This is a genomic window from Neobacillus sp. SRL179, assembly GCF_984799095.1.
In genome coordinates this window covers 1,137,608-1,155,971 of sequence record NZ_OZ481792.1, presented here as the reverse complement: position 1 = coordinate 1,155,971, position 18,364 = coordinate 1,137,608, and the positions used below count along the sequence as shown (strand labels likewise).

The 18,364-nt window shown below is 39.4% G+C and carries 13 protein-coding genes and 4 pseudogenes; 2 read left to right on the top strand and 15 right to left on the bottom strand.

The genetic code is table 11. The features are described 5' to 3' along the window. Nucleotides 1-4 precede the first annotated feature (4 nt). The 13 genes and pseudogenes from carB to AC4E8C_RS05540 all read right to left on the bottom strand — a co-directional run. Entirely contained in the window at nt 5-3,241 is a 3,237-nt protein-coding gene (gene carB, locus AC4E8C_RS05600) for a carbamoyl-phosphate synthase (glutamine-hydrolyzing) large subunit (protein ID WP_490210951.1), read from the bottom strand. Further along, entirely contained in the window at nt 3,228-4,304 is a 1,077-nt protein-coding gene (locus AC4E8C_RS05595; RefSeq protein WP_490210949.1) for a carbamoyl phosphate synthase small subunit, read from the bottom strand. Before AC4E8C_RS05595 ends, carB begins: the two co-directional genes overlap by 14 nt. A 6-nt stretch (nt 4,305-4,310) precedes the next feature. Continuing rightward, nucleotides 4,311-5,510 carry an acetylornithine transaminase gene (gene argD, locus AC4E8C_RS05590; protein WP_490210947.1) on the bottom strand — a complete coding sequence of 400 codons (1,200 nt, stop codon included), beginning with the start codon at nt 5,508-5,510 and terminating at the stop codon, nt 4,311-4,313. Further along, nucleotides 5,510-6,307 (bottom strand): acetylglutamate kinase, encoded by a 798-nt coding sequence (argB, locus tag AC4E8C_RS05585; RefSeq protein WP_490210945.1) that lies wholly within the window; start codon nt 6,305-6,307, stop codon nt 5,510-5,512. Before argB ends, argD begins: the two co-directional genes overlap by 1 nt. A gap of 13 nt (nt 6,308-6,320) precedes the next feature. Then, entirely contained in the window at nt 6,321-7,550 is a 1,230-nt protein-coding gene (argJ, locus tag AC4E8C_RS05580) for a bifunctional ornithine acetyltransferase/N-acetylglutamate synthase (protein ID WP_490210943.1), read from the bottom strand. 76 nt (nt 7,551-7,626) lie between these two features. Then, on the bottom strand, nt 7,627-8,664 hold the full coding sequence (gene argC / locus AC4E8C_RS05575) for an N-acetyl-gamma-glutamyl-phosphate reductase (protein WP_490210941.1): 1,038 nt from the start codon (nt 8,662-8,664) through the stop codon (nt 7,627-7,629). Nucleotides 8,665-8,895: 231 nt separating this feature from the next. After that, nucleotides 8,896-9,321: a DUF4395 domain-containing protein gene (locus tag AC4E8C_RS05570; RefSeq protein ID WP_490210939.1), complete on the bottom strand. Its 426-nt coding sequence runs from the start codon at nt 9,319-9,321 to the stop codon at nt 8,896-8,898. Between the two features lie 133 nt (nt 9,322-9,454). Beyond that, nucleotides 9,455-10,219, bottom strand: coding sequence for a type I 3-dehydroquinate dehydratase (aroD, locus tag AC4E8C_RS05565; protein ID WP_490210937.1), 765 nt, complete (start codon nt 10,217-10,219; stop codon nt 9,455-9,457). A 37-nt stretch (nt 10,220-10,256) separates the two neighbouring features. Next, nucleotides 10,257-10,775 (bottom strand): shikimate kinase, encoded by a 519-nt coding sequence (locus tag AC4E8C_RS05560; protein ID WP_490212481.1) that lies wholly within the window; start codon nt 10,773-10,775, stop codon nt 10,257-10,259. 207 nt (nt 10,776-10,982) lie between these two features. After that, a complete protein-coding gene (gene nikC, locus AC4E8C_RS05555; protein WP_490210935.1) occupies nt 10,983-11,882 on the bottom strand; it encodes a nickel transporter permease in 900 nt (299 codons plus the stop codon). 13 nt (nt 11,883-11,895) lie between these two features. Continuing rightward, nucleotides 11,896-12,903, bottom strand: a complete 1,008-nt coding sequence (locus AC4E8C_RS05550; protein ID WP_490210933.1) for an ABC transporter permease — start codon at nt 12,901-12,903, stop codon at nt 11,896-11,898. Between the two features lie 67 nt (nt 12,904-12,970). Further along, nucleotides 12,971-14,587 carry an ABC transporter substrate-binding protein gene (locus tag AC4E8C_RS05545; protein ID WP_490210931.1) on the bottom strand — a complete coding sequence of 539 codons (1,617 nt, stop codon included), beginning with the start codon at nt 14,585-14,587 and terminating at the stop codon, nt 12,971-12,973. Nucleotides 14,588-14,634: 47 nt separating this feature from the next. After that, nucleotides 14,635-15,093: pseudogene (locus tag AC4E8C_RS05540) on the bottom strand (oligopeptide/dipeptide ABC transporter ATP-binding protein); the annotation flags it as partial. On the opposite strand from AC4E8C_RS05540, the pseudogene AC4E8C_RS05535 reads away from it, so the two are divergent. Both AC4E8C_RS05535 and AC4E8C_RS05530 read left to right on the top strand, forming a co-directional pair. After that, nucleotides 15,086-15,772 (top strand): annotated as a pseudogene (locus tag AC4E8C_RS05535) (ABC transporter ATP-binding protein); the annotation flags it as partial. The pseudogenes AC4E8C_RS05540 and AC4E8C_RS05535 sit on opposite strands and share 8 nt — an antisense overlap. Continuing rightward, nucleotides 15,753-16,262 (top strand): annotated as a pseudogene (locus AC4E8C_RS05530) (ATP-binding cassette domain-containing protein); the annotation flags it as partial. The pseudogenes AC4E8C_RS05535 and AC4E8C_RS05530, both read left to right, overlap by 20 nt. Here the strand turns inward: AC4E8C_RS05530 and AC4E8C_RS05525 are convergent. Both AC4E8C_RS05525 and AC4E8C_RS05520 read right to left on the bottom strand, forming a co-directional pair. Beyond that, nucleotides 16,259-16,855, bottom strand: a pseudogene (locus AC4E8C_RS05525) (MerR family transcriptional regulator); the annotation flags it as partial. The pseudogenes AC4E8C_RS05530 and AC4E8C_RS05525 overlap by 4 nt on opposite strands. 144 nt (nt 16,856-16,999) lie before the next feature. Beyond that, a complete protein-coding gene (locus AC4E8C_RS05520) occupies nt 17,000-18,328 on the bottom strand; it encodes a PAS domain-containing protein (RefSeq protein ID WP_490210930.1) in 1,329 nt (442 codons plus the stop codon). Nucleotides 18,329-18,364 lie beyond the last annotated feature (36 nt).

Sequence of the window (18,364 nt, the reverse complement as noted above, 5' to 3'; positions counted from 1 at the left end):
CTTATTAATTGCCTCTAGCATGAACGGCACCTACCTTTTCAATATTGTAATACTCACTTACCGTCCGTACTTCATCATCAGTTCTAGGTTCTTTATACAAACCAATCGTTGCTTCCAGCGTATCTAAGTGTGTAAACACTGGTAGTTTATAACGGACTGCATGTTCGCGAATTTGAAAACCAAATTTCATTTTGTTTCTGCCTTGATTCGGAATATTTATAACAGCCTTAACCGGTTTGTTTCTGAAAAGTTTTTTTACATCTTCCTCGTCCATGATTACTTGTTCAATCTGAAGTCCTTTTTCTCGGAGAAAAGACGCAGTGCCTTCTGTTGCGGCAACTTTATAATCCCTCTTTAATAATTCCTCTATAATAGTGAAGCTTTCCGGTTTTTCACGGTCAGAGATAGAACAAAAAATGTAATTTTTTTCTGCATCTCCTTGAATAGAAGAGATTGATTTTTCAAGTGCTGCATGAAAGGTTGTTCCAATACCTAGTACTTCTCCTGTTGATTTCATTTCTGGTCCAAGGACAGGATCAACACCCTTTAACTTACTAGAAGAAAATATAGGTGCTTTAACTGAAAAATAATTAGGCTCTGCAAGTAATCCGCAGTCCGAACATAACTCAGCTAATGTGTCTCCTAATTGTACTCTCGTCGCCCACTCAATCATTGGAACTCCTGTCACTTTACTGATTATAGGAACCGTTCGTGATGAACGAGGGTTTACCTCTAACACATAGACCGTTCCCTCATAAATGACAAACTGAATATTCATCATACCGATGACTGGTGTGGATGTAGCAATTTTTTCTGCATAATCAATTAAGGTGTTTTTTATTTGGTCTGATAGAGAAATGGGTGGAAACACCGAGATACTATCTCCAGAGTGTACCCCTGCTTTTTCAATATGTTCAAAAATTCCTGGTACGATGATATTTTTTCCATCACAAATGACATCAATTTCACATTCTAACCCTGGTAAAAATTTATCAACTAATAATGGCCACATTGCAGCATGGGAATTTCCCTCTAACTGAACTATATATTGGCTTAATTCTTCCTCCGAAAAAATAGTAAACATCGATTGTCCGCCGATCACATAAGAAGGACGAACTAATACTGGGTACCCTAGATTTGCAGCAGCTTCTACTAACTCTTCAGGGTGAGCAGCCGTTTTACCTTCGATATGCGGAATTTTTAATTCCTCAAGGAGTTGGTAAAATCCCTTCCTATCCTCTAAGTGATCCACATTTGTAACAGTGGTCCCTAAGATGTGAACACCTTCTTCTTCTAAATCATGGGCCAAGTTGATAGCCGTTTGTCCGCCAAACTGAATCAATACACCATCTACTTTTTCTTTTTCAATGACATGGAGTACATCTTCAGCTGCTAGCGGTTCAAAATATAGGCGATCTGCCACTGAATAATCCGTACTAACCGTCTCAGGATTGTTATTGATTACCACCGCTTCAAAGCCTTTTTTCTTGATTGCCTTTGCAGCATGCACCGAGCAATAATCAAATTCAATTCCTTGACCAATCCGAATCGGTCCCGAACCAATGACAAGAATTTTTTTCTTGCTCGTTATTTCTACCTCATCAGATCCATGCCATGTCGAATAATAGTAAGGGGTAACGGCATCAAATTCAGCGGAGCATGTATCTACCATTTTATAACCTGGCTTCCAATTGAGTTCTTTCCACTTATTCCTTACTTGCTTTTCTGGAGTTTGATAAATCTGTGATAGTAATTTATCAGAAACATTGTTTCGCTTCGCTTCCTTTAACAAGAGGGTAGGAACAGTATCCCATTGATAGGTTGCAAGTTCCTTCTCTAACGCCACGATTGCACTAATTTTGTACAAAAACCACTGGTCTATTTCGGTCACTTGCTGGATTGCCTCGAGCGTGATGCCTCTTCTAAATGCTTCCGCAATGACAAATAACCGCCTGTCATTTGCTATTTCCAGAAGTTCAAAGACCTGAGACTCCGTTAATGACTTGTTTACTTCCTGACAAAGACCGAACACATTCATTTCCATCGACCGAATGGCTTTATTTAAAGCTCCTTCAAAAGTCCGATCAATAGCCATTACTTCACCAGTTGCTTTCATTTGTGTCCCTAATGTACGGTCAGCTTCAGGGAATTTATCAAAAGGAAAGCGGGGTAGTTTCACCACAATATAATCAATCGCTGGCTCAAATGATGCAAAGGTATTACCTGTTATAGGGTTCACAATCTCATCCAAATGGTAACCTATCGCGCACTTTGCAGCCATCCTTGCTATCGGATAACCCGTAGCTTTTGAGGCAAGTGCCGACGAACGGCTTACCCTTGGGTTTACCTCAATGATGTAATATTGATTTGATTCTGGATGGAGGGCAAACTGAATGTTACAGCCGCCGATGATCCTCAATTCTCTAATTACTTTTATAGAGACGTCACGAAGCATTTGATATTGGACATCTGTTAAGGTTTGCGATGGTGCGACCACAATAGAATCGCCGGTATGAACACCAACTGGGTCCATATTTTCCATATTGCAAACAATGATGCATGTATCATTGGCATCCCTCATGACCTCATATTCAATTTCCTTCCACCCCTTGATGCTCTTCTCAACTAAGACTTGCTGAATTGGACTTGCTGCTAACCCTTTCTTTAAAACGGATTCAAGTTCCTCATTGTTATAAGCAAAACCGCCGCCATCTCCTCCTAGCGTGTAGGCTGGGCGAATAATAACGGGGAAACCTATTTTCTTAACAAATTGTACCCCTTCTTCGATACTGTGAATAATTTCCGATTCAGGAATCGGCTCACCGATTTCAAGCATTAAATTACGAAACCGTTCTCTGTCTTCCCCATTTTTAATGGATTCAACAGAAGTTCCTAACAATTCCACATTGTATTTTTCTAAGATTTTCTGTTCAAATAGTTGAACAGTTAAATTTAAACCTGTTTGCCCGCCTAATGTTCCAATTACACCATCAGGCTGTTCTTTTTGAATAATTTTTTCAATAGTTTCCACGTTTAACGGTTCAATATATACCTTATCGGCAACGGCCTCATCGGTCATGATTGTGGCCGGGTTATTATTAATTAAAACAACTTCAATTCCCTCTTCTTTTAAGGCAATACACGCTTGTGTTCCAGCATAATCAAATTCAGCTGCCTGCCCAATTACAATGGGGCCTGAACCAATAACTAGTACTTTTTTTAATCTCTTATTTAACGGCATAAATGTTCTCTCCCAATGATGCGATCTGACTAACAAAATCTGTTAAAATATATTCCGTATCGCTCGGTCCCGGATGGGCTTCTGGATGAAATTGAACCGTTTGAATAGGGTAGGTTTTATGTTTAAGCCCTTCAATTGATTGGTCATTCACATTACGATAGGTAACACCAAATACTGTATTATCAATACTTTCATCAATGACAACATACCCATGATTTTGTGCCGTTATTTTTACCTTTCCGGTGGTTAATTCTTTTACCGGATGGTTGCCTCCACGGTGACCATACGCCAGTTTAGTCGTTTTTGCTCCATAGGCTAAGGCAATTAACTGATGCCCAAGGCAAATACCAAGAGAAGGATAGGCTTGCGTTATTTTCTTGATTTCTGGAAACCATTTTTTGAGCTCCATTGGATCGCCAGGTCCATTGCTTAACAAAATACCATCTGGATTTAAAGCTTTCACTTTTTCATAAGGGGTGTTGTAAGGAACGATGGTTACCGCACAATTTTCTTGTAATAAAGCATTGAGAATTGACTTTTTGCAGCCAAAATCCATTAACACCACATGTGGTCCATTATTTTTAAAGAACTGAATCTTTTTTGTAGAAACCTGTTCCACCCATAGTGGATTTTTTTGCTTGGCAGGTAAAGATTTCTCTTTCACCTTACTAATATAACCTTTAACCGTCCCACGGCTGCGAATCGTTTTGACAAGTAATCTTGTATCAACCCCAGCAAGACCCGATACACCTGCTTGCTTTAGTTTTTCTGAAAATTTATTGATTGATTGATAATGACTTGGCGTTTCACATAAATCACCAATGACCACGCCTGCTAACGCAGGTGTAATACTTTCATCATCCAATGCATTGATTCCATAGTTTCCGATAATCGGATAGCAGAAGGTAATAATTTGGCCGGCATACGAAGGGTCCGTGATGATTTCCTGGTAGCCTGTCATACTTGTATTAAATACTACTTCCCCAAAAGAATCCTTTTCTGATCCAATTAGTATACCTTCGAATATCTCTCCTGTTTCCAAAGTAAGGTAACCCTGTTCCAAAAATACTCACACGCCTTTCTCTATACTTTGGAATGTTCCTTCCAACGCTTCAGTAAATTCATTAATCTCTTCTTTTGTTACTGTTAACGGCGGTAAAATTCGAACCACATTTGGACCTGCTGTTAAAATAAGCAGATGATTAGCTATCGCTTTTTGGACAATTCCTAGGGCATTGGTTTCAACGACCATTCCTTTTAACAGCCCTTTGCCGCGTATTTCATCTATAAAAGAATACTTTTCCTTCAGTTGTTGCAGCTTGAGGTCAAGGTAATCTGACATTTCCTTAACATTGTCTAAAATGGTGCCTCCGACAATATAAGTAAGAGTTGCCAGCCCCGCTGCCGTTGCTAATGGATTACCGCCAAAGGTACTGCCATGACTTCCCGGTTCAAATCCCTTTGCTGCCTCTTCTTTGGCAATCATCGCTCCGATTGGGAAACCTGATCCAAGCCCTTTAGCAATTGTAATCACATCTGGCTCGATCGCATACTGTTCGTATGCAAACAATGTCCCGGTCCGTCCTATACCAGTTTGAATTTCATCTACCATAAGCAATATATTGTTTTCTTTACAAATTTGAGCCAGTTTTTTTACCCAGTCTGGGTCTGCAGGAATCACTCCTCCTTCACCTTGGATGAGCTCTAGTAAAACGGCTGCAGGTTTGAGTGTTGATAACTCCTCAATGGCTTCTTCATCATTAAACGGCAAGTAACTGAACCCAGGCATTAGCGGGGAAAATCCTTGTTGAATTTTTTCCTGACCTGTTGCGGTTAAGGTCGCTAGTGTTCTGCCATGAAACGATTGCTGAAAAGTAACCACTTGGGAAGAGGTGCTTCCCTTTACTTTATTTGCATATCTTCTTGCTAGTTTAATAGCTGCCTCATTGGCTTCCGCACCACTGTTGCAGAAAAAAACCTGGTCACCACAGCTATTAGCTGTTAAAACAGCTGCAAGCTGCTGCTGATTGGGAATATTATATAGGTTGGAACAATGCCATAAAGTTTCCAGCTGTTCCTCCAATTTATCTTTCACAACCTCTGGAACATGCCCTAAGTTACAGGTAGCAATTCCTGAGGTAAAATCTAAGTATTTCTCTCCTTGATCATCCCACACGTAACTCCCTTTTCCTTTTACTAATGTGACTGGAAAACGGCTGTATGTGGCCATAACTGGCGAGGTTAGCGAGACGGAAGTATCGTTACCCATTACGCACTCTCCTCTTCTAAAACGATTTTTGTACCGATTTTTTTTCCATTGGTATAGTCTATTAAGCTATTTTTCTCAAAGCCGTTGATAATACCTACCTCAGGTATATTATGAACTAGCCCATCAATGGCTGCTCTAACCTTTGGAATCATTCCACCGTATATGGTCTTATTATTGATTAACTCCTCAATAATTGGCTTTGATGCTTTTTCAAGTAATGTTTTCTTTCCATTTTTTTCAATAAGAATTCCTGGAATATCACTAATGAAACAAAGATTCGCTTCCAATGCTTTTGCAATGGCACTTGCAGCAATATCACCATTAATGTTGTATCGTTGTCCGCCTGCATCAATGCCTATTGGTGAAATGACAGGGATAAATCCTTGACTGATGATTCCTTCAATCACATGTTGATTCACCTCGACTACTTCACCAACAAACCCCAATGTCTTTGCATCTGAAGTAGGTGCCGCTTGTAATAAACCTCCATCTACACCACTTACTCCTATTGCCTTTCCACCCACTTCAACAATATTTCTTACCACCTGTTTGTTGACGGACCCGCTTAGGACCATTTCGACAATATCTAAAATTTCCATACTAGTTACGCGAAGTCCATTAACAAACGTTGTTTCAACATCTAAGTTCTTTAATAACGACGTGATAAGTGGACCGCCGCCATGGACAATAATTGGTGTCCATTCTCCCGCTCCATGCATCTTAACTAAGTCTTCGTAAAAAGACCTTGGCAGATTTTCTAACACACTTCCGCCGCACTTTATGACTAAATAGTTCATTTACACCCCTCCATTAAGTGCGGTAAGATGCATTGATTTTCACGTAATCGTATGTTAAATCGCATCCCCAGGCCGTTGCACTGTAATCACCTTGATTTAATTCAACGAATAATTTTATAGTGTCGGATTCTAAGTATTCCTTTACTTCTTCTTCCATAAATTGACTTGGCAATCCATTTTCAAAGACTGTAAATGGCCCAATGGATACTTTTATAGCATTTGGTTCAACCGGCACGCCGCTATAACCAATGGCTGTTACAATTCTTCCCCAATTGGGATCCTTTCCATAGATGGCCGTTTTTACAAGATTAGAAGAAATAATTGATTTCCCAACCGCTCTTGCGGCATTGTGACTATAGGAACCATTTACCTGGACCTCTACTAACTTGGTAGCACCCTCACCATCTCTAGCAATTTTTTTAGCAAGTGCTTCACAAACAATACTCAACCCTTGTTTAAAAGTATTCCATTCTGGGTGGTCTTTCGTCAGTTGATTATTTTCTGCTAGACCATTTGCCATTACAAGGACCATATCATTGGTACTTGTATCGCCATCTACAGTGATCATGTTGAATGTTTGGTTGGTTACATCTCGAAGTGCAGCTAATAAGTCATCATGGGCAATATTTGCATCGGTTGTCACAAATCCAAGCATAGTGGCCATGTTAGGATGAATCATTCCTGATCCCTTGGATGTGCCGCCAATACTAACCGTTTTACCATCAATTTTCAGTTGAACTCCTAAATGCTTTACGCAAGTATCTGTTGTTAATATTGCTTCCATAAATCTCATTTCATCTTTATGGTTAACTTGAAGAAGTTGTTTAATCCCTGCTTTTATTTTATCCATAGGGAGAAGTTCACCTATGACACCAGTGGAGGTCACAGCTACGAGATGGTCTTCTATTCCCAATTCCGATGCAAAATCCTTTTGCATCTCAAAAGCATCAGCTATGCCCTGATCCCCTGTACAAGCATTGGCATTTCCGGAATTTACAAGAATGGCCTGAATTTTATTTTCTTTTGCGATACTCTCTTGTGTTACTAATAATGGTGCGGCTTGAAAAACGTTGGTTGTATATACTCCTGCTACGGTTGCCGGAATCTCAGAAGCAATGTACCCCAGGTCCAGTTTTTTTCTTTTAACCCCACAGTGCAGGCCCCCAGCACTATATCCCTTTGGTAAGGTTATGCTTTCATCATCTAAAACAACGATCTCGCTGCTTGACGTAGCTTGTGTCAATTTGATTTCCCCCTTTGACGTCCATTGTTCTCATTTAAACCAGGTTATTAAACTAGAAAATTATTATTATTTATTTTTATGGATATACCGGGATATCGGTGAGCCCAGTTTGCTCATCCCACCCATTCATGATGTTTACATTTTGTATAGCTTGACCTGCAGCCCCTTTGACTAGATTGTCGATGACAGAGATAATCGTTAAGCGATTTGTTCGTTCATCTACATGTAAGCCAAGATCACAATAATTCGACCCAAGCACTTCCTTTGTTGAAGGGAGATTTCCTTCAGGCCGCACTCTTATAAAATGAGACTCTTGGTAAAATTGTTTATATAAATCGATAACTTTTTTTGTTGAAATTTTATCTTTCAAATTCACATACATCGTACACATGATTCCTCTCGTCATTGGAACAAGGTGTGTAGTAAATGTAACCGTTATGGGGTTGCCTGTCTCATCAGAAAGAACTTGTTCTATTTCAGGGATATGTTGATGTTTTCCCAATTTATAAGCTTTAAAATTCTCATTTATTTCAGCAAAATGAGAGGTTAATGATAATCCCCTGCCGGCACCAGAAACACCTGATTTCGCATCAATGATAATGGATGTTTCATCGGCTAATTTTGATTTTAATATTGGTAATAACCCAAGATTGGTTGCTGTCGGATAACAGCCTGGATTGGCTATTAAATTAGTGTGTTGAATCTCTTTTTTATATATTTCACATAAACCATATGCTGCCTTGCTTAAGGATTTCTCTTCAGGAGGTGTATGTTTATACCATGTTTCGTATTCTTCAGCAGACCTAAGACGAAAATCACCGGATAAGTCGATACACTTCATTCCTTTTTCCAGTAGCTGTGGTACATATTTACTGCTGACACCTGATGGGGTTGCCAAAAAAACAAGATCATTCTCTTCTGCTAAACGGTCTGCATTAAATGTTTCTAGTGGCTGCTCAATTGTATTTGTAAGATGTGGATAGACATCATTAAAGCCAAACCCTGCTTGAGAGTTCGAAACAACTGACCCAATCTCTAATAATGGATGCTGATTAATTAATCGCGTTAACTCAATTGCTCCATAACCTGTTCCACCAATAATACCTACCTTCACTCTTACTCATCTCCTGCGTTACTTTATAATGAATTATTATACATACTAATATATAATTATTCAATAACTAAATTGCCTGAAATTTCATTCAAACTAAAAAATTAACGCCTTTTTAGTTGAAAACGCTTACATTTTACCCTGTTAGATTATACAGTGACTATGCATATAAAGAAAAAAAGATGCATAATACCCTGACAATGGGCAGCATGCATCTTTTTCGCGAGGACCAGCTTATTGAAGTGTGCGTTTATATTTATATTGTTTCCATTGAAAATGTATGAAACAACCGATACAGAATCCTAAAATGGCAACAAATGCCGCAACGGCTACAAGAATTGTAAAAATATAGCCTACCGTATTCCATCCCATCAAAAAGCTTAGAAAACCAATTCCAAGACATGTAACGGCAATTGTCTGGTTAAATTGCTGTTGCTCCCAGTCCTCAGGAATGTATGACTTCGGATCTTTCTTTAAAAATAGCTTTGCTAGCTGCATGATTGGATTAAAACCGAAAAGAAGACCACTAAGTCCCGAAAGCAATGGAATCAATAATAACCACTCCAAGCCAGATACCCAAGTAACCACCACACTTATTACAATAATCCACTGATTTGTTTTTACAAGTGGACGAGGAATTGAACGAATCGTTTCTGTCATTTAAAATTCCTACCTTTCATATTGGAATTATATGTTTACATATAGTTTAACGTGAATAAATAAATTTGTATAGTTAATCATTTTCTTTTACTAGAATAAAAAAAACACTCGATATGAGTGCTTCATCACCTTATTATAAGCTTGCATGTAACAAATCTAATATGCTTCGTAATTCCTTAACTGATACTTGTCCTGGTGCAGATGCTTTTTTAGCTGCCCCAAACGTAAGAGCCGAGCCAAATATTTCGCCGGCTAAACGGCTGATGACACCCTTGCCTGCCATTGACATGGTAATAAAAGGTCTGTCAGCGTACAGTTCGTTCATTGTATTGGTTGCATCTAAGAGAGTTAATACATCCGCAGTGTTAGTAGGCATCACAGCTATTTTTGGCAGATCCCCGCCTAATTCTTGTGCCTTCTGTAAACGAGACACAATCTCTTCTTTAGCAGGGGTCTTATGAAAATCATGGTTAGAGATAATAACATAAACATTGTGTTCGTGTGCTATTTTAATAAGTGACTTCACTTCTTCTTCATCATTAAATAGTTCAACATCAACAATATCTACTAAACCAGCAGCGGCAATTGCTTTGTTTAATTCAAAGTAAAAAACTGTGCTGACTTCCTTCTCGCCGCCTTCTTTTGCACTGCGGAATGTGAAAACAAGAGGTACCTCGGAAAGAATAGCACGAATTTCCTTTAGCGCTTCGATCACTTTCTCCATTTTTTCAACTTGTTCAAAGAAGTCAACACGCCATTCGACAACATCTAAATCAAGTGTTTTTAAATAGTTCGCTTCTTCTACCAATTGAGTTAAAGTCGTTCCTACCAATGGAACACAGATCTTTGGAGCACCTTCACCAAGTGTTATTCCTTTAACGGTAATTGTTCTTTTCATTTTCCCCTACTCCATTTTCCTTTTATTGCTTTTCTATTTATACATCCAGTTCCCAAGCTAACTTTAATGATTCTACAATATAATCAGCTACTTCTTCTGCATCATGATTATCGGTTACTACTTTAGAGTGATGTTCGGCATAAATTACTTGGCGATTGTAAAAGAGCTCCTCAATTTCATCTATCGTTTTCCCTTGTAGAATTGGGCGGCTGTCAATTAAAAGACTAATCCGATCCTTCCAGTTATCCCATGATAAATCGAGGAAAAAAACAAGACAGGTAGAAAGACAAATTTGTCTTATTTCTTCTTGTAAAAAGGCGCCTCCACCAACGGAAATGATCTTCATCTTCCTGCTGCAAAAATCTTTTATTAAACTTTTTTCTCTTTCCCGAAATGCTTTTTCGCCAATTGTTTTAAAAATCTGAGAAACCGGCATATTGTATTCTTTTTCAATTTCTGCATCTATATCGACAAAATCGCGATAAAGTTTTTTCGCGACGGCTTTACCAATTGTAGTTTTCCCTACACCCATAAAACCTATAAAAACTATACTCATCTCTTTTAAAGAAACATCACGGCTCACCAAAGATGATTCCCCCCCTTAACATCAGAAAACATGACAATTTTTAGCTTGAATGTGAAATATTTTATCATAATTATAGTCTTTACACCTCAATAAAAACAATGATATTCATAAGCACATATCCGATAATCTATTAAGCTTCATATAAAAAGACTCCCAAACAGGAGTCTGTAAATTGGCTTAGTTTTTCATTTTCGGATCAAGAACATCCCTCAGCCCATCGCCCATTAAATTAAATCCAAGTACTGTCAGCATGATCGCTATTCCTGGGAAAAATAGTGTCCAGGGTGCCTGCGTAATGTAATTCTTTGAATCCGCTAGCATTTTCCCCCACTCAGGGGTCGGTGCTTGGGCTCCCATTCCCAGAAATCCAAGGGCCGCTGCTTCGATAATAGAGGTGGCAATTGCCAGAGTAGCTTGGACAATTACCGGTGAAATACTGTTTGGTAATATATGTCGAAAGAGAATTCGTGAATCTCTCATCCCGACGGCTCGTGCAGCCAAAATATATTCTTCCTGTTTGATACTTAATACTTTTGAACGAACGAGACGGCCAAAGTTTGGGATATTAATAACAGCAATGGCGATCAATGCATTTCTTAGCGAGGGTCCAAGAATAGCAACAACAGCAATCGCTAATAAAATACTCGGAAATGCGAGCATTATGTCAAAAACCCGTGAGATAATTGCATCGATCCAGCGCCCGTAATATCCGGCAACAATTCCTAAAATTGTGCCAAAGACAACGGATCCTAAAACTGAGAAGAAGCCAACCCATAAAGATATTCTCGCACCATAAACGATCCGAGAAAAAATATCACGCCCAAAGTCATCTGTACCAAACCAATGTTCACTTGAGGGGGGGAGCATTCGATCTGCCAACACTTGTTCTTTAAAACTATAGGGTGCAATTAGTGGGGCAATCAGAGCTAGAATGATAAAAAAGACGACAATTCCCAAGCCCGCGAATGCCAATCGGTTTTTATAAAATGAAATCCATGCTTCCTGCCATGGGGGTATCAGTTTTTCCTCTACAGCTTTCAGAGAAATATCTGCTGCGTTTTTTGCAAGTTCAGCCACTTTTGTCCCTCCTCTATTTCGTATATTTAATTCTAGGATCCACAAAAACATATAACAAATCCACGACTAAATTAATGAGCACGAAGATTGCTGCGATTATCAAAATTCCTGATTGAATTACTGGATAATCACGATAACCAATTGCATCATATAAATATCTGCCAATTCCCGGCCAGCCAAATATAGTTTCAGTTAAGATGGCTCCACCTAAAAGAAGTCCGGTTTGCAAACCAATGATCGTTAGGACTGGAATAATTGCATTTTTTAAGGAATGCTTGTATACTACCCAGAACATCCGGAGCCCCTTAGCCCTAGCAGTTCGAACATAGTCAGACTTCATCACCTCGAGCATGGTAGCACGGGTCATTCTAGCAATGATCGCCATAGGAATGGTTGCTAGAGCCAAGCTTGGCAAAACTAAGTGTTTAAGGACCACTATAAACTGATCGAATCTTCCTTGTAAGAGGGTATCTATTAAATAAAAATTTGTAATAGCTGATACTGGATCTCTTACATTCTCTCGTCCTGTTGTCGGCAGCCAGCCTAATTCAATGGAAAATATCCATTGCTCCATTAAACCCAGCCAAAAAATCGGGAGTGATACCCCAATAAGAGCAAGTACCATGGCGACATAATCAAACCATGATTTGGAGAACCAAGCACTAACAATTCCGGCATTTACCCCTACCACAACAGCTATGATCATGGCTGCCATTGTTAGTTCCGCGGTTGCTGCTAGATAGGACCAAATTTCCTCGTTAATTGGACCCCTTGTTCTTAATGAGATTCCTAAATCTCCATGTAGTAAGGCATTAATATAGTCTGCATATTGTATGTACCAAGGTCTGTCCAATCCTAATTCCTTCGTTAATGTGGCAATCGATTCTGCCGTTGCTCTTTGACCAAGAATGACTTGAGCTGGATTTCCCGGGATTGCATGGATAATGGCAAAGACAACGAGAGTCATCCCAATTAACACTGGTACTAAAGAGAACACCCGGCGGACTGTATAGGTAAACAAAATTCCCACCCACTTTCTGTTCTTTTAGAAAAAAGGGAGGGAAAACCCCCTCCCCTTTCTGCCTTTTTTATTTAAATTCAACTTTGGTCAGGGCTTCTGAGCCTGTTGGGTGCGGCAAGTAATTAGCTACATCCTTCCCTGCTGCTAATAATGGTGTTGAGTGAACAAGTGGAACCCATGGGGCATCATCATGGATAATTACTTGGGCTTCTTCGTAAAGTTTGTTACGCTTAGCCTGATCAGTTTCTGTTTGTGCTTTAATTAAAATATCATGTAATTGGTCGTTACTATAATGAGAATAGTTATTGCTGCCGATGCTGTCTTTATCAAGCAAGGTGTAAAGGAAGTTGTCCGGATCACCATTATCACCTGTCCAGCCCAGCATGAACATATCAAACTCACCTTTAGCTGCTTTATCTAAATAAGTAGCCCAGTCTACAGATTGGATTTTGGCTTTGACATTGATTTTACTTAGACTTTCTTGAATGACTTCGGCCACCTTTTGCGCTTCCGGCATATATGGCCGAGCGACAGGCATTGCCCATAGGTCAATTTCAAATCCTTTTTCGTATCCCGCTTCCTTCAACAATGCCTTGGCTTTTTCTAAATCATATGGATATGGATCAACAGCCTTATTATAGCCCTCGATGGACGGAGGCATTGGATTAACAGCAGGCAGTGCCTTTCCGCCATAAAATGCATCGATGATAGACTTTTTATCAACAGCGTAGTTAATAGCTTGACGAACTTGTTTATTGTCAAATGGTTTACGTGTAGTCGTTAAGCCAATATAGCCAACGTTCATAGACGGACGTTCAATCACTTGTAGATTGGCATTCGCTTTAACGGTTGCTTCATCTGAGTTGTTCAATCCATCCATTACGTCAATCTCACCATTGGCAAGTGCATTCAGACGGGCAGTATTTTCAGGAATGACCCGGAAAATCACTTTGCTTAACTTAGGAAAGCCTTTTTGCCAGTAGTCAGGATTCTTTTCAAGTGTAATGGTATCGTTCTCTTTCCACTCCACAAATTTAAATGGTCCTGTTCCAACTGGATTTTGTCTGAATTTATCACCATATTTTTTAACAGCTGTTGGGCTGGCAATTCCAAATGGCGACATCGCGAGGTTCTTAAGGAATGGCGCCTGTGGTCGAAATAAAACAAATTGTACTGTGTTTGCATCAACCGCTTTTACTTCCTTAATGACATGACCTTCTTCTCCTTTATATCCACCAAACATGGTATAGTAAGGGAAGCTGTCGGCATTACCGTTCATCCAACGATCGAAGTTGAAAACAACTGCTTCTGCATTAAAATCTGTGCCGTCATGAAATTTAACGCCTTGACGAAGCTTAAAAGTGTAAGTTAAACCATCTGGAGAAACCTCCCAAGATTCGGCGAGTCCTGGATTGATCGTGGTATCTTGGTCACCATACTGCAGCAATGTTTCATAAATATTTTCGGTTACCTTAAAGGCTTCCCCTTCAGTTGTTGTAATCGGATCAAGAGAAGTTGAATCTCCTCCACGGCCATAGACCAATGTATCCTTTTTTGTTTCATTGCCTGAGGCAGGGTCCTTCTTGCCACCTGTTTCTTCATTAGTTTTACTGTTGCAGCCAACCAAAAACATACTGATTGCTAATAGAGATATCAACAGCAGTTTAAATGATCTGTTCTTCATAAGCATTCCCCCCACTATTTTTGTATTTTTATCATAAATGCAGCCAATCATTTGTTATATAAATGACATGCCACAAAATGACCATTTTGATTTTGATCTGTTGGTCTAGTTCTTTTACAAATATCCATCACTTGAGGACAACGTGTATGGAAGGCACAGCCTAAAGGAGGATTTGCCGGACTCGGAATCTCACCTTCTATTAAAATTGTGTCTCTTTTGATATCAGGGTCTGGGATTGGTACAGCTGAAAGAAGTGCCTTCGTATATGGATGCTTCGGATTCTCATATAGTTCTTCACTTTCGCTTAATTCTATTAATCTTCCTAAATACATCACGCCAACACGATCACTAATATGTCGGACAACCCCTAAATCATGGGCGATAAATATGTAGGTCAGCTGGAACTCCTTTTGGATATCCTTCATGAGGTTAAGTACCTGTGCCTGGATAGAAACATCGAGTGCTGAGACAGGCTCATCAGCGATAATTAATTTTGGCTTCGTCATAGGTAATCAGTTAATGGAGGCAATCCAATTACATACGGCTCTATCAAAAAGAGAAGCGCTTGTCCGCTGTATCAACTTATTAACACTTGTTGGGATCCCTAGAGCAGAGGGAATCCTCAAAGAGCATCCACACCAATTGTCTGGTGGAATGAGACAACGTGTGATGATTGCGATGGCAATGGCATGTAATCCAAAGGTGTTAATTGCGGACGAGCCGACAACCGCACTAGATGTAACCATTCAAGCACAAATTTTAGCATTAATGAAGGACTTAAATAAAAAGACCGATACATCAATCATCCTAATCACACATGATTTAGGGGTCGTAGCAGAAATTTGCGAACGGGTGATAGTCATGTACTCAGGGCAAATTGTGGAGCAGGGTGACGTTAGAACGATACTAAAAAACCCACAGCATCCATATACAAAGGGTCTATTAAAATCCATCCCAGACTTAAGAAGAAAAAAAGAACGACTTTACAGCATTCCTGGAACTGTCCCAGCACCTGGAACGATCCAAAAAGGCTGTAAGTTCGCTGCAAGATGTGCCGAAGTATTTGGTAAGTGCTTAGAAGTATCACCTGAATTATCTAAAACGGAAAAAGACGGACATGAAGTGCGCTGTTTCCTACATACATTGAAGGAGGGGAGTGACAAGCATGTCGGAATTACTTCTTGAGGTAAGTGGTTTGAAAAAGTATTTTCCTATTACAGGCGGACTGCTGGGAAGAAAACAAGGCGAAGTTAAGGCAGTTGACGATGTCTCCTTTTATGTTAGAAAAGGAGAAACACTAGGGATTGTTGGAGAAAGCGGCTGTGGAAAATCAACAACAGGGCGATTACTAATGCGGTTAATTGAAGCAAGTGAAGGAAAGATTGTTTTTGAAGATAAAGAGATTACAAGTTTGTCAAAATCGGAGTTAAGAAAAATTCGCCGAGATATTCAGATGGTGTTTCAGGACCCCTATGCATCGCTAAATCCAAGACACTCCATTGAACAAATTCTTGAAGAGCCACTAATTGTTCATGGGATTGGCACAAAAGAAGAAAGAAGAAAGCAAGTAAGTAAAATGCTAGAGGTAGTCGGCTTAAGCAGCTACCATGCAAAAAGGTATCCGCACCAATTCAGCGGCGGGCAACGTCAGCGGATTGGCATTGCCAAAGCCTTGAACAGGTCCGCTGCCTTTTGTGCTAACTCACCAGCTGGGTCACCTGTTTTAAAAGTCTCAGCTAAGGTTTTGGCCACTTGTTCGGCCAAGGCAGTAACTTCAGCATGTTGCTCCTCTGTCATATTCAATACTTTTTTATTTGATTGCTCAACCGCATCGTTACCGTATTTTTTACGAATCTCTTTTCCATATTTTTGCTCGTTTTCTTCTACCATCCTTTTCTTAAAGCCTTCAAACTTTTCTTGATTAGACATATTCTCTCTCCCTTCAGTTAAGGCAATGGTTTTATTGACATTGGCAATTAGTAGTTCTAATTGGTCCCTTTTCTCAAGGAGTTTTTCTCGATGTTCTCTAAGTGCCGCAGCCCCATTAAAAGAAGGCGAGGTTACTATTTCCTTAATCCTGTCCAAGCTAACCTCCAACTCCCGGTAGAAAAGGATTTGCTGCAGCCTGTCAACCTCCGTTTGCCCATAAATCCGATACCCTGACGAATTAATTCTTGCCGGCTTAAGAATTCCAATTTCATCATAATACCGCAGTGTCCTCGTGCTCACCCCTGTCAAGCTGGCCAACTTCTGCACTGTATACTCCATTCGAGTCACCTCCTTATAAATCAACGATACACCTTTACGCAACGTCAAAGTCAATCACAATAACGCCTATTTTTATAAGAAAAGTTGAAAATGGTGCCTGACACCACAAAAAGACACTGTCCACTTGAGGCGTACACGCACCGGTTAATTGTTGTAAATTTGATAGTTTCCTCTGCCGGATTCTTTTGCTTTGTATAGTGCAATGTCGGCATGTTTAAGCAAGAGGTTCTCGTCTTTAATATTTTCCGTGTAAAACGAAATTCCAATGCTCGTAGAAATGGTAATTGGTTTGCCATCAACCATCCATTCTGTATGGAAAGAGGAGAGGATTCGATCCGCTATTTCTATCACTATTTTTTCTTCTAAATCAGGTATTAAGACAATAAATTCGTCTCCTCCCATTCGTGCAAAGAAATCCTGCTGTCTAATACATGCTTTTACCCGTTTAGTATACTCCTTTAGTAATTCATCCCCCATGCTATGACCCAAGGTATCGTTAATATTTTTAAATTTATCAATATCAAGAGCAAATACTGTTAACCTCTTTTGTTTCTGTTTGGAGTGGTCAATTTCTTCCCTCAGTCTCTTTAGAAAGTAAATTCTATTGGGCAGTCCTGTTAAAAAATCATGGAGGGCGAGGTACTTTAAATTTTGTTCATATATTTTTCTTTCAGAAATATCCTTATAAACCGCTACCGCTCCAGCCCAATTTCCATTTTGATCGTAGATAGGCGAGTAAGATGCTAAAACATCAATTAATTTTCCATTCTTAGTTTTTCTTTGAACTTCATGGGAAGGTATTACTTCTCCGTTTTTTACCCTAACTATAATCTGTTTTAAGTCCTCTTTGCTGTCTTTTGGTATAATACTGATCCTTCGATTATTTATAATTTCTCTTTCCGTCCACCCTAATAGGTTTTCAAATGCCTTATTAACGGAAACGAAATTTTCATCAACATCAAACATATACATAGCATCCGCAACACTGTTCCACACTAGCTCAAGACGGTCCTTGATTCTGTTAATTTCATTTTCTCTTTCTTTTCTGTCAGTAATGTCACGCACTACTGCCAGCATATGTGTACATATCCCCTCTTGATTAAAAACAGGTGTTATCGTTGATTCCCAATAAACTACGTTTGCAGAGTTTTTCGTAACCACCTTATTGTCGAATTCCTGTGGTACTGCATACTTATCCTCATAGGTAATTGGTTCTTTTGTCGATAATGCTTGTAAGTACTTTTCTTCGATTATTTTAAAAACTTCAACTGGCAGCACCTCACTTAGGGGTTTACCAAAGCATTGTGATGTTAACCCTGAAAGTTTTTTAGCTGGTTCATTTGCAAGAATGTACCTAAACTTGCCATCGTCACCGACCTTTGTAAGATAGACTAAGTCCGACATATTGTTAAATAGTTTAAAAAATAAATCTATTTTATTTAGTACTTCAAGACTGTAATGATCTATGTCCATATTTTCACCTTTTCACAATAGTTGGTGCTCTCACTA